The sequence below is a fragment of the Propionivibrio sp. genome (assembly GCF_017995515.1).
Lineage (GTDB): Bacteria > Pseudomonadota > Gammaproteobacteria > Burkholderiales > Rhodocyclaceae > Propionivibrio.
Genome location: NZ_JAGOIT010000093.1, coordinates 1 through 13,177, shown reverse-complemented (window position 1 = coordinate 13,177; position 13,177 = coordinate 1). Strand labels below are relative to the sequence as shown.

10 protein-coding genes and 1 pseudogene are annotated in these 13,177 nt (G+C 63.7%); 4 read left to right on the top strand and 7 right to left on the bottom strand.

What is annotated here, in order from left to right; all coding sequences use genetic code 11:
- The 6 genes and pseudogenes from KBA32_RS13680 to KBA32_RS13655 all read right to left on the bottom strand — a co-directional run.
- Positions 1–184, bottom strand: a pseudogene (locus tag KBA32_RS13680) (hypothetical protein); the annotation flags it as partial.
- Between the two features lie 72 nt (positions 185–256).
- Positions 257–1,201 (bottom strand): carbohydrate kinase, encoded by a 945-nt coding sequence (locus KBA32_RS13675; protein WP_294359823.1) that lies wholly within the window; start codon positions 1,199–1,201, stop codon positions 257–259.
- Complete coding sequence (locus KBA32_RS13670) at positions 1,201–2,415, bottom strand: AGE family epimerase/isomerase (protein WP_294359821.1); 1,215 nt, start codon at positions 2,413–2,415, stop codon at positions 1,201–1,203. Before KBA32_RS13670 ends, KBA32_RS13675 begins: the two co-directional genes overlap by 1 nt.
- Positions 2,416–2,667: 252 nt before the next feature.
- Positions 2,668–3,702 carry a ribose ABC transporter permease gene (locus KBA32_RS13665; RefSeq protein ID WP_294359819.1) on the bottom strand — a complete coding sequence of 345 codons (1,035 nt, stop codon included), beginning with the start codon at positions 3,700–3,702 and terminating at the stop codon, positions 2,668–2,670.
- Positions 3,703–3,719: 17 nt separating this feature from the next.
- Positions 3,720–5,246, bottom strand: a complete 1,527-nt coding sequence (locus KBA32_RS13660; protein WP_294359817.1) for a sugar ABC transporter ATP-binding protein — start codon at positions 5,244–5,246, stop codon at positions 3,720–3,722.
- A gap of 106 nt (positions 5,247–5,352) precedes the next feature.
- Complete coding sequence (locus KBA32_RS13655; RefSeq protein WP_294359816.1) at positions 5,353–6,291, bottom strand: ABC transporter substrate-binding protein; 939 nt, start codon at positions 6,289–6,291, stop codon at positions 5,353–5,355.
- A gap of 457 nt (positions 6,292–6,748) precedes the next feature.
- Between KBA32_RS13655 and KBA32_RS13650 the strand changes: the two genes are divergently transcribed.
- The 4 genes from KBA32_RS13650 to KBA32_RS13635 are packed head-to-tail and all read left to right on the top strand — an operon-like array spanning position 6,749 to position 12,025.
- Positions 6,749–7,525 (top strand): response regulator transcription factor, encoded by a 777-nt coding sequence (locus KBA32_RS13650; RefSeq protein WP_294359814.1) that lies wholly within the window; start codon positions 6,749–6,751, stop codon positions 7,523–7,525.
- A 17-nt stretch (positions 7,526–7,542) separates the two neighbouring features.
- Positions 7,543–10,104: a PAS-domain containing protein gene (locus KBA32_RS13645; RefSeq protein ID WP_294359812.1), complete on the top strand. Its 2,562-nt coding sequence runs from the start codon at positions 7,543–7,545 to the stop codon at positions 10,102–10,104.
- Between the two features lie 5 nt (positions 10,105–10,109).
- Positions 10,110–11,081 carry an ABC transporter substrate-binding protein gene (locus KBA32_RS13640; protein ID WP_294359810.1) on the top strand — a complete coding sequence of 324 codons (972 nt, stop codon included), beginning with the start codon at positions 10,110–10,112 and terminating at the stop codon, positions 11,079–11,081.
- 2 nt (positions 11,082–11,083) lie between these two features.
- A complete protein-coding gene (locus tag KBA32_RS13635; protein ID WP_294359808.1) occupies positions 11,084–12,025 on the top strand; it encodes an ABC transporter substrate-binding protein in 942 nt (313 codons plus the stop codon).
- A 323-nt stretch (positions 12,026–12,348) separates the two neighbouring features.
- Here KBA32_RS13635 and KBA32_RS13630 read toward each other — a convergent pair whose 3' ends face one another.
- Positions 12,349–13,158, bottom strand: coding sequence for a THxN family PEP-CTERM protein (locus KBA32_RS13630; protein WP_294359806.1), 810 nt, complete (start codon positions 13,156–13,158; stop codon positions 12,349–12,351).
- Positions 13,159–13,177 lie beyond the last annotated feature (19 nt).

The following is a 13,177-nucleotide window of genomic DNA, read 5'->3' as shown; positions in this document are numbered from 1 at the left end:
TCTCGTTGAGCCGCTCGCACAGGATCTGGCTGATACCGGCCAGGACCCGCTCGCCTGCCGCCTGGCTTCCGACGTAGATGGTGCAGTCGTCCGCGTAGCGACAGAACGCGTAGCCACGGCGATCCAGCCCCCGATCCAGTTCCGTCAGCAGGATTTCCGAGCGGGCCACCTTGCGCCGCGACACCCTTGCCGTTCAGCCAACTCTTCCCCTTGTCGGGCGAGTAGAGGACTTTCACTTCCACGTAGACTTTCCCGCCTACGGCTGTTCGACGAACTTCACTTCCGCCGCCAGCCGCTCGATCGTTTCCGCCGATGGGGGCGACGCGCCCGCAGCAAGGCAGGCGCCGGAGCCGGCGGCGATGGCGGCGCGCAGGTGCGTGTCCCAACCGGCGTCCGGGTGGCGGATCAGGCTGTTGAGCAGGCCGGCGAGGCTGGTGTCGCCGGCGCCGACCGTATCGACGACCTTGATCGTCGGCGGCAGGGCGCGCCAGTGCTGGTCGCCGACGTACATCGCCGCGCCTTCGGAACCGCGCGTGAAGAGGTAGGCGGCCTTCGGGTTCATGGCACGCAGCGTGTCGAAGGCGGCATACTCGTCCTGCGTGCGGAAGAAGCCGCGCAGGTCTTCCTCGGAGACCTTGATCAGGTCGGCGATCGCCGCCATGCGCGCCAGGATCGGGTCGTAGGATTCATCCATGACGGCCCGGAAGTTCGGGTCATAGCTGATCTTGACGCCGAGTTTATGCAGGCGCTCGGCGGTCGCCACCAGGCGGTCGGCGAGCGGCTGACGCGCGAGGCTGATGCAGCCGAAGTGCGCCCAGCGCACAGCCTTCTCCCAGCCTTCCGGCAGCGCGGCGACGTCGAAGTGCAGGTCGGCGCTGTCGTCACCGATAAAGTAGTACTTCGGCGGGTGCGTTTCATGCACGATCGCCAGCAGCGGCGATTTCTGCAGGCGCTGCGTGAAGCGCAGGTCGAGCTTGGCATGCACCGTCGTCTTCCAGATCTCGTCGCCGAAACAGTCGCTGCTGATCGCGCCGCCGAAGGCGCTGGGGATGCCGAAGTACGACATCACCATTGCCACGTTCCACGGCGCGCCGCCGGGAACGCTCTTCCACTGGTCCGGCGCGACCCGGATCATGTCGGTCAATGCTTCGCCGAAGGAGACGAACTCCGGCAATCCCTTTTTTTCAGTTGCTTCGCTCATCATTCCCCCTTGAGTTCGCCCATGGCGCGCAGCACGTCGATGCTGGCGCCGATATTGTGATAATCGACCTTGCCGGCCGGGCTTTTTTCCCGCGTGTGGTTCAGGTTCGCCGGATCGAGGATGCGGAACCACGCGCCCTGTTCATGATCGACGAAGTGCTTCCAGCAGTAGTCCCAGATCTTTGCGTACCAGTCCCAGTACTCCTGCTTGCCGGTGCGAACGCCGAGCAGTGCGGCGGCTGCGAAGGATTCGGCCTGCACCCAGTGGTACTTGTCGCCGTCGCAGATCGAGTCGTCCGGCGCAAAGCCGTAATGCAGGCCGCCATGCACGGCGTCCCAGGAACGGCTGACCGCCGCCTCGAACAGTTCTTCGGCGCGCGGCAGATGCCAGTCGGCCGGAAGATGCGCGTCCAATTGCAGCAGTAACTTGGCCCATTCTGTATGGTGACCGGGCTGATAGCCCCACGGACGGTAGATGTTGGTCTTGTCGTGCAGGTTGTATTCCCAATCGACCGACCAGTCCTGATGGTAGTGCTCCCAGATCAGGCCGTTGGCCAGCGCGGCCTGGCGGCGCGTAATCGCGTTCGCCAGCGTTTCCGCGCGCTCGATGTAGCGGCGTTCACCGGTCGCCGAGTAGGCATAGATCATCGCTTCGCAGGCGTGCATGTTGGCGTTCTGGCCACGATACGGCAGCAGCGTCCAGTCGGCCCTGGCCTCGTCGCCGTAGAGTTCGGCGGCCGGTTCCCAGAAGTGCTTCTCGGCGAGATCGAAGGTCTCGGCCAGCCATTCGCGCGCCTCGGCGACACCGCTCTTGAAGGCATGGGCGTAGGCCAGCATGACGAAGGCCATGCCGTAGCAATGACGGGTGTCGTCGAGCACCGTCGCCTGTCCGCCATGCCAGTCGATCATCCATGCGTAGCCGCCCGTCGCCGAATCGCGGAACGCCTTGCGCAGGAAATCGACCGCGTGACGCACGCCCGCCTGATAGCGCGTTTCGCCGGTGAGTTTGAAGAGTATGGCGTGCGTGATGATGAAGCGCGTAGCGTTGACGAGATGGCGGGTCCGCGCGTCGAACACGGTGCCGTCGTCAAGGAAGTAGTGATACATGCCACCACTCGGGTCGATCGCGCGACCGGAGTAGAAGTCCATCACCCAGCTGATGTGCTGGCGGAGAAATACGGGACTGCGAAAATCGGGTGAGTCCGGAATAGTCATTGTTTTAGTCCTTGAAAAAGGGCGAATCACTCAGCACCAGAAGAATCCGGACCAGCTTGATCAGCGACGTGACGAAGGCTGGCAGGCACGCGGATTCAAGGGGGCGATTCTACTCCCATCGCCCGATCGGCACTTCCGCTCGCCATGCAATGATCTGTACGGATTTTCGGTCAGACACGATAAAACGCGACGGACCGGATGTCGTTTTCCGTTCGGAAACGCCATCCGGCCCGTGCGTGGATTCAACGAGGCTTAGTTGAAACTATGCTGCTGCCTCCACTTGTCGAGCAGCACGGCGAGGACGATCACGACGCCCTTGGCGACGTACTGCCAGAAGGACGAGAGACCGAGAATCGTCAGACCGTTGTTCATCACGCCGATGATCAGCGCACCGATCACCGTGCCCCAGACCGAGCCGACACCCCCGGAGAGGCTGGTCCCGCCGAGCACGACCGCGGCAATCGCGTCGAGCTCGTAGCCCACACCCCAGTTACCGTTGGCGGCATACAGGCGGCTTGAGGACATGGCGCCCGCGATGCCGGAGAACAGGCCATTGACGGCATAGACGAAGAGCAGGACGGTGGTGACCTTGATGCCGGTCAGGCGCGCGGCTTGCGGGTTGCCGCCCACCGCGTAGATGTGCAGGCCGAGGATCGTCTTCCTGAGGATGAACCAGGAGGCGATCGCCACCGCGGCGGCGACCCAGATCAGCCACGGAATAGCGAGGAAGTCGCCGTTGCCGAGCCAGTCGAACGAGGGGATGTCGTTGTTGAGCACCGTCGTGCCGTTGGCCAGCAGGTAGGCGGCGCCGCGCAGGGCGGTCATCGTTCCCAGCGTGATGACGAAGGGGTTCATGTTGAAGTAGGCGACCATCCCGCCGTTGATCAGGCCGCAGACGAGGCCGGCGAGGATGAAGGTCGGCAGCGAGGCCCAGGGCATCCAGTCGGGCAGCGACATGGTCATGCCGAGCACGGCCGAGACGGCGAGCATCGAGCCGACCGAGAGGTCGATGCCGGCGGTGAGGATGACGAAGGTCATGCCGCAGGCCAGGACCAGGTTGATCGCCACCTGGCGCAGGATGTTCATGTTGTTGCTCTGCGTCAGGAAGTTCGACGTACCGTCGTCGCTGAAGTACAGCGTCAGGCCGTAGAACAGCGCGTACATGACGATCAGGACCGGCAGCATCCCCAGCCGCTCGAACGCGCGACCGATGAACGAGCCGTGTTTGACTTCGTTGCCGACGTCGGCGTCACCTGCCGATGTCGCTGCTTTGGTTGTGGTGCTCATATTCCCTCCTCGTTTCATCAGGCTGCCGAACGCACGTCGTGCGTCGCCAGCGTCATGATTTTTTCCTGATTGATGTCGTCGCCCGAGCATTCGCCGGTAATCACACCTTCGCGCATGACGACGACGCGGTCGCAGATGCCGATGACTTCGGGCAGTTCGCTCGAGATGACGACGACGGCGACGCCCTGGGCGGCGAGTTCGTTGATGATGTGGTAGATCTCGGACTTGGCGCCGACGTCGACGCCGCGCGTCGGTTCGTCGAGCAGCAGGACTTTCGGCGCAATTTCGAGCCAGCGCGCGAGCAGCACCTTCTGTTGATTGCCGCCGGACAAACCGCCGACGATGCCATCCGGCCCATTGACCTTGATCGAAAGGCGGGCGATGGCTTCCTTGGTCAGCTTGCGCAGCGCCGGGTGGTTGATGACGCCGGCACGTGCGTTCGACTTGAGGACGTTCATCGAGGTGTTGGCCAGCGCCGAGAGCTGCAGGAACAGGCCTTGCCCCTTGCGGTCTTCGGGCAAGTAACCGATGCCGAGCTTGATGGCGTCGAGCGGTTCCTTGACGTCGACCTCCTTGCCATCGAGGCGAACCGTTCCGCTCGTCCGTGGGTCGGCGCCGAAGATGAGGCGGGCGAGTTCGGTGCGTCCGGCACCGACGAGTCCGGCGAGGCCGAGGACTTCGCCGGCACGCGCCTGGAAGGTGGCAGGCTGGACCTTGCCGCCGCCCACGTGGTCGACTTCGAGCATGACGCGGCCGGCCTTGCGTCCGCCTTTGTGCTGGTAGAAGTCGCCGAGCGGACGGCCGACCATCATCTGGACGATCTTGCCGGGGTCGAGGGCTTCACGATCGAGCTCGCCGACGTAGGCACCGTCGCGCAGGACGGTGACGCAGTCGGCGAGGGCGTTGACTTCGGCCATGCGGTGGCTGATGTAGATGACGGCGATGCCTTCGTCGCGCAGCTTGCGCACGATCTTGAACAGGGCGTCGGTTTCGCGATCGGACAGGGCGGCGGTCGGTTCGTCCATGATCAGGATGCGGCCCTTGTGGATCAGGGCGCGGGCGATTTCGACCTGTTGTTGCTGGGCGATCGAGAGTTTCCGGGCCGGTGTCGTCGCCGAGAAGGGGGCGTCGAGGGTGCGCAGGACTTCTTCGGTGCGCCGGTTCATTTCGGCGATGTCGGCCATGCCCCACGGGGTTCTCGGCTCGCTGCCCATGAAGACGTTTTCGGCGACGGTGAGGTTGGTGGCGACGGAGAGTTCCTGGTAGATCAGGCTGATGCCGGCGGCGCGCGCGTCGGCCGGCTTGGTAATCACGATTGGTTTGCCGTCAACCTTGATGATGCCGGCGTCCGGTTGATAGACACCGGAGAGGACTTTCATCAGGGTGCTTTTGCCGGCACCGTTTTCGCCCATCAGGGCGTGAATTTCATGGCTGCGGACGGTCAGCTTGACGCCGTTGAGCGCTCGGGTCGCCCCGAAATGCTTGCTGATCCCCTCCATCTCCAGTACGACTTGGCCGACGGTTTGGCCCACGGTTTGGCCCATATCCCCCCCTGGAAGAACGGATGTTGCACAAACGGGCCTCAGCGACTGAAGCCCGTTTGCAGATGCCCGGCCCGCTAAGCCGGCCGGGTTTTACGACACGAGACGCTTAGTCCTTGATCCACCCCGGATAGAACTTGAGGTTTTCCTTGGTAATCAGCGGAACCGGCAACAGCGTGACGTTGGACGCCGGCTTCTTGCCGTTCATGATGTCGTAGCCGATCTTCACGCCGTCGCTCGCCATTTGGTAGGGGTTCTGGGCAGAGCTGCCTTCGAACAGACTCTTCGGATCCTTCAGGGCAACCACGGCATCCGGTGCGCCGTCGACTGCGGTAATGAAGATGCCTTCGCGCTTGGCTTGCTTGATCGCCAGTTCAGCGCCGATACCGGTCGGATCGTTGATCGCGAACACGGCATCGATCTTCGGATTGGCAGTCAGCAGATCCTGCATCACGGCCATACCGCCGTCACGCGAGCCCTTGGCGTCCTGGTTGTCGGAGAGAACCTTGATGCCAGGATTCTTGGCGAAGACCTGCTTGCAACCCTTGACGCGCTCGGTCACGGCGGTGACCGGAGGCCCGTTGACGATCACCACGTTACCCTTGCCGTTGAGTTTCTTGGCAATGTATTCGCAGGCGTTGACACCGGCGCCGACGTTGTCGGACATAACCGTGTAATCCGCACCTTCAGCGCCGACGTCAACGGCGACGACGACGATCCCGGCGTCACGCGCCTTCTTCAGGACCGGTGCGATGGCCTTCGGGTCAACCGCGTTGACGAGCAGGAGGTCGATCTTGTTGGCGATGAAGTTTTCGATCTGGCCGACTTGCGTGTTCAGGTCGTATTTGGTGGACAGCGCCGTGACCTTGACGTTCGGATTGATCTTCTTGGCGGCTTCTTCCGTGCCCTTGCCCATGGCAACGAAGAACGGGTTAGCCATGTCGCCGACGGTCAGGCCGACCGCCTTGAGTTCCTTGCCGGCAGCCGAAGCACCGGCCATGGCAACCATCGACAGAGAAGCGATCAATACCGGGATGATACGTTTCATGAAACCCTCCTTGGTTAGTCATTAACTGGGCGATGCGAGCACAGGCCCCGCCTGTCGTTCGCTTCGCATCAATCGCAAGCCGTCGCTTCAAGCGGCGGCCGCATACGGAGTTCCAGCGCCAGACTTCTCCGAAACTCGTGCCCACCTTCAACCCGTGGGCAGTGCGGCTCATCGTAGTGAGCCTTCGTTAATGCCGAATTTCAAAACTGCGTAAAATGGTGACGATTGTTTCGCCGCCTTTGAAATATTTGCAATCCGGCTGAAACCGCAAGTGAAATGAACCTGAAAACCTCGCCGCCTTTGCGGTGAAGAACCGAGCTTTTAAGGATGACGATCGATCCCGTACCGGCGCCCGGCCTTCATCGCGCACTGGAAGAACGGTTATCATCCCGCTTCTGATTGAACCGCCGCACTGCAACAAAAAAACACAATAGCGGCGGATATGAACGGAGGAGACATGACTACAAACCCGGTTCCGCACGTCCTGATCGTCGACGACGAGGCCGACATGCGCGAGCTGTTGTGCGATCTCATCGAATCGAACGGCCTGCGCGCGACGGCCGTCGAGGACGGTGCAACGATGCGCGTCGAGCTCGACAGCGGCAACTACGCCCTGCTCATCCTCGACCTGCGCCTGCGCCGCGAGGACGGCCTGACACTGGCGCGCGCCGTGCGCGAGACTTCGGCGATCCCGATCATGATCCTCACCGGCAAGGGCGATGAAACCGACCGCATCCTCGGGCTGGAGCTTGCCGCCGACGACTATCTGATGAAGCCGTTCAACCCGCGCGAACTGCTGGCGCGCGTGCGCGCTCTGCTGCGCCGCGCCGGCGGCGAGTTCCCGGCGGTAAAGAACGCAGGCCAGGGGAGTCAACCGCAAGGCCGCAACGGCGCGGCCGAAGCGGACGACCACGAAACCGCCCGTTTCGGCAACTGGACACTGGACCTCACCAACCGCGTGCTGCGCGACCAGAACAACCAGCCGTGCCCGCTGACGCCGAGCGAATACGCGCTGCTCGAAGCCTTCTACCGCAACGCCAACCGCGTTTTGACGCGCGACCAGCTGCTGGAGAACCTGCGCGGCGATCACACCGACGCCTTCGACCGCACGGTCGACGTGCTGATCCTGCGCCTGCGCCGCAAGATCGAGCGCAACCCGTGTCATCCCGAGCTGATTCGCACCGAGCGCGGCCTCGGTTACCAGTTCTGCACGCAAGCAGTGCGCGTGCAGTAGCCGGCGCCGAACGAGCGATGCACGAGAAACCCGCCGAAGCCCGTTTCTGGCCGACGAGCGTCCGCTCCCGCTTGCTGCTCGCCTTCGCCGTCATCTTCGCCTCGGCGATGGCCCTGGCGTTGGTTGGCTGGCTTGGCATCCGCGACACGCGCGACGCGCTGCGCGACTTCCAGTCGCACGTGCTGCCCGACGTCTCGCGCTCGCTCGAACTCTCGCAGCGGATCGCCGCCATCGCGGCGATGGCGCCGTACGTTGCCGAAAGTACGCGCCCGTTCCAGTTGCAGGCCGAGGCGCAGGCGCTGCTGAGCCGTGTCGTCGAAGCCGAACGCCTGGCCAACACCATGCCGGTCGAGCGCAGCCAGGAGCTCAACGTCGGCCCCGCCCTGCTCGCCCTCAAGGCGAGCATTGCCGAACTGGTCGAGGTCACACGCAAGGATCTCTTTCTACAGGAGGATCTGCGCGAATACCTGTACCGCCTCTCCAGCGCCGCCGACGAACTGCCGCCGATGGCGCGCCGCGAGACGGTCGACGCAATCTTCCGTGATCTGATCGCCGCCATCGAGGTCGCCAATCCCGAGACGCTGACGTCGCTGCGCAAACGGGTGACCGAACAGACGAGCCGCATGGACCGCAGCAATCTCGCATCGTCGCGCATCGTAAATCTCATCCGCGACAACCTCGAAGGCCCGGACAACGTCTTCGTGCTGCGCGACCGCCAGTTCCAGCTGCGCGAGCGCAAGGCCTTCCTCGTCTCGCGCACGCGCGCCGAAGCCGAACGCCTCGGCGAGCGCGTCGACGAATACGTGCACAACGCGCGTTCGCACGTCGAGCAGCGCGGTGAATCGGTCACGCGCGCCGCCCGCTCCGGCGCGCTCGGCATCACCATCCTCACCTTCGTCTGCATCGCCGTCGCCCTCCTCGGCATCAGAGTCGTCATCCGCATGGTGGGCAGCCTGGGCGGCATCACGCAGGTGATGAGCAAACTGGCGCAGGGCGACACCGAGCAATCGACGCCGGAAACCGGGCGCCGCGACGAACTGGGCGCACTGGCGCGCGCCTTCGAGGTTTTCCGCGACAACGCGCGCGCCGTGCGCCGCATGGCCAACGACATCCGCGAACAGGGCAACCTCTTGGCGACCGTGGTCGAGAGCATGAAGGACGGCCTCTCGGTGTTCGACAGCGAGGGCCGCATCATCACGTGGAACCGGCAATACCCGGTGCTGCTCAACATCAAGGGCGACAGCATCAAGCACGGCATGACGCTCGACGAAATCCAGACGCTGCTGCCCGAACGCATCAACGACAACGCCGGCGCGCCGACGGTGCTCTCCGAGTTCAACCGCGCGCGCCAGAAGCACGCCTACCGTTTCGAGCTCGCCTTCGCCGGCGGCCGCGTCGTTGAATTCCGCAGCAATCCGATGCCCGGCGGTGGTTTCGTCACGCTCTACAGCGATCTCACCGAGCGCCGCCTCGTCGAATCGCAGCTGCGACAGGCGCAGAAGATGGAGGTGCTCGGCCAGCTCACCGGCGGCGTCGCGCACGACTTCAACAACCTGCTCGCGGCAATCACCGGCAACCTCTACCTGCTCGACCAGGAACCCAGCCTCTCCGAGCCCGGCAAGAAATTCGCCGCGCGTGCGCGCTCGGCCGCCGAACGCGGCGCGACGCTGACCCGGCGCCTGCTCGCCTTCGCCCGCCGCCAGCCACTCTCGCCGAGCGCCGTCGATGTCGACGTTTTCATCCGCGACCTCGCCGACCTCATCGAGTACAGCGTCGGCCAGGGCGTCGCCGTCGTCCTCGATCTCGACGCGCCGGACATCTGCGCCTGGGTCGACCGCGGCCAGCTCGAGAACGCCCTGCTCAATCTGGCGATCAACGCGCGCGACGCGATGCCCAACGGCGGCACCCTGCACCTGCGCAGCCGCTATGACACCAACCGCGATCTCGTGAGTATCGAAGTGGCCGACAGCGGCCAGGGCATGGACCACGAAATCCGCGAACGCATTTTCGAGCCCTTCTTCACGACCAAGGCCGGCTCCGGCAGCGGCCTCGGCCTATCGATCGTCTATGGCTTCGTCAAGCAGTCGGGTGGCGACATCCAGCTGACCAGCGCGCCGGGCAAGGGTACGTCCTTCACCCTGCACCTGCCGACGCACGCACGCGATTACCTGCACGAAGAAGCGGAAGCCCCCGCCGAACCCGTCGCTGGACAGTCGCTGCTGCTTGTCGAGGACGATACCGACGTGCGCACGGCGCTCGCCGATCTGCTGAGCGCCACCGGCCACGTCGTCACCGTCGCCACGACGGCCGAACAGGCGATCGAACTGCTGGAAAACACCTACCAGTCGGTCGTGCTCTCCGACGTCGACCTGGGTACCGGCGCCAGCGGCGTCGAGCTGATGCGGCACATCGCCGAACACTACCCGACGCTGCCGCGCATCCTCATGTCCGGCTTGCCTGCGGAATTCCTGGTCTCCCGGTTCGGTCTTTCCGAACATCAGCCGCTGCTCGCCAAACCGTTTACGATCCAGCATCTGGACAGCGCGATACGCCAGGCCACATCACTTTTCCAGAGCTGACACCGATGGATGAGCAAACCGCCGATTCGACCGTGCAGCGCCCCTTCCGCACACGCCTGCGTGCCGCGCTGGCCGCGCTGCTCATGCTCGGACCGTTATCGCTGGCGGTGGCCGACCCGGTGCGTATCGGCGTCACCGTCACCGATCTCGGCAACCCGTTTTTCGTGCGCCTCGCCCGCAGCATCGAGAACTCGGCGCGCCAGGTGATCGGTCCGGACGTGAAGGTCTTCGTCGCCTCGAGCGCCTACGACCTCGACCGCCAGAACAGCCAGATCGACTACTTCATCGAAAAGAAGATCGACCTGCTCATGCTGATCGCCACCGACCCGGTCGCCATCGAACCCGCCGTGCAGCGGGCGCAGGCCAAGGGCATCAAGGTCATGGCGCTCGACGTGCGCGCTGCGGGCGCCGACGCCACGTTCACGACGAACAACATCCAGGCCGGCGAGCTTGCCTGCCGCTACATCGTGCAGAAGCTCGGCGGCAAGGGCGATGTGGTGATCATCTCCGGCCCATCGGTCACCTCGATCACCGACCGCACGGACGGCTGCCTGGCCGTGTTGAAGTCGACACATGGCATCCGTCTGCTCTCCTCCGATCGCAACGGCGGCGGCAGCTCGGAAGGCGGCTTCGCCAAGATGACCGACGTGCTCACGCTCTTCCCGAAGATCGACGCCGTCTTCGCCATCAACGACCCGACCGCGCTCGGCGTCGAGGAAGCGGCGCGACAGGCCGGGCGCAAAGAGTTCTTCATCGTCGGCGTCGACGGCGCACCGAAGGTCAAGGCGCGGCTGCACGATGCCGACTCGCTGATCCACGCCACCGTCGCGCAGCTGCCGGACGTCATGGCGCAACGGGCCATCGAAACCGGCTATGCGCTGATGCGCGGCAAGGACGTCCCCAATCGCGTCGTACTGATCCCCGCCGAGCTGCTGACGCGCGACGACCCGCCGGAGTCGACCGATTGGGGACAATAGCCTTGCGCACCACCGCACGCCGGTGGCTTTCGCTGGTCGGCCTGACGCTCACCGCCCTTGCCGGCGCGGCAGTCGCCGCTGAAACCGGCCGCATCGGCGTCTCGGTCACCGACCTCGGCAACCCGTTTTTCGTGCGCGTCGCACGCGGTGTCGAAACCTCGGCACGGCGCGTCGTCGGGCCGGAGGTCAAGGTCTACGTTGCCTCGAACGCCTACGACATCCAGCGCCAGATCCAGCAGATCGACGACTTCATCCGCAGGCAGGTCGATCTGATCGTGCTCAACGCGGCCGACCCGAACGCGGTTGAAGCGGCGGTCAACCGCGCACAAGCCAAGGGAATACGCGTCGTCGCCGTCGACGTGCGCGCCGCCGGCGCCGACGCGACGATCACCACCGACAACGTGCAGGCCGGCGAGCTGGCGTGCCGCTACATCGTCGAAAAGCTCGGCGGTTCCGGGCAAGTGGTCATCATCAACGGCCCGCCGGTTTCGGCGACGATCGACCGCGTCGCGGGCTGCCGCAAGGTGCTCGACGCCACGCCCGGCATCCGCCTGCTCTCGGCCGACCGCAACGGCGGCGGCACATCGGAAGGCGGCTTCGCCAAGATGACCGACCTGCTGACGCTCTTCCCGCACATCGACGCCGTCTTCGCCATCAACGACCCGACGGCGATCGGTGCCGACGACGCCGCCCGCCAGGCCGGGCGCAGCGACTTCTTCATCGTCGGCGTCGACGGCGCACCCAAGGCCAAGGGGCGCATGAAGGACGGCAACTCGCTGATCGCCGCCACCGTCGCGCAAATGCCGGACAAACTGGCGCAGAAGGCCGTCGAAGCCGGTTACGCATTGATCCGGAAACAAACGATCCGCGAACACACCGTCCTGATCCCCGCGATCCTCCTGACCCGCGACTCGGTGCAGAATCAGGATGACTGGAGCCGGTAACCATTCCCGGCAAGGCAGGACGTTCGAGATTCGTCAACGCAAAGGCGCGAAGGCACAAAGATCGCAAAGTAAAAACGTGTTGATACCATTGGGTCATTCACCCGGCGGATAATTGCAGACAGCACGATCAGCTCGCGTAGCCCTTTGATTTTCTTTGCGAACCTTCGCGTCCTTTGCGCCTTTGCGGTGAAGAACTGTTTTAACGGCCGATCATCTTCGCAGCCAAGGTCGCGGCAAACGCAGTTCAAAAAAAGCCCGCCGATGTACGGCGGGCTTCCGGTGTTGCCTGATTCGATTACAGGCAACAAAAGGCCGTCAAGCGATTACACCCTGCGCCGCAGCGAGAACAACCCAAGCAGTCCAATGCCCATCAGCGCCAGGACACCCGGCTCTGGAACATCGAGTTTCTTGGTCGAAATCGTGAAACCAAACGCCAGTGTGGTGCTGTCCCCTTCTGGCGTCGTGAATCCGAAACATCCGGCGGCTTCCCCGGCAGCTCGACATGCGGTGTCCTGCAGGACCGAAAGAACCCCACCAGACGTCGGGAAAATGTTGACAAAGTAGGTACTCAGTCCGGAACCATCATCATAATCAAAGGACTGGTTGAGGAACCCGCCTTTCAAAACAAAGATGTCGTTGCACGGTGTCGGGCTGGTGGCCGCGCATGGGGCGGCATTCGTCGTCTCGGTGAACGAAATCGAGAACGGTACGATCATGTCGGGCATCGCGGCATTGTCCGGGACCAGCGGGTCGAGAGTAACCCAGTTGGTGAGGACTGCACTGGTCAGCGACTTGCTCCCCCCGCTGATTGTGTTGTTGTGATGGGTTAACGAAGTGCTGAACGCAAGGTATGGCGACGTAGCGGGCGGGGAAGAACCCAGATAGGTATCAATGCTGCCCTTGGCCGGAGAATTGCCGACGTCCAGCGAACTCTGACCTTTTGCCGTAGTCGGAATGCCCCAGGTCAATGACTTTGTCGGCAAGGTGGCAGTCGTTCCGCCAGTACCGGAATACGTTGCTGCCGTAAATAGACTGCTGACCGAGTAGTCCCACGATGTCACGATGGCGCTGGCAGGGGCCGACACCATCAAGAGCGCGGAGCCAATAGCTGCAACTCTGGAAATCAGCTTCATGATTTACCTCCTGAAAAGT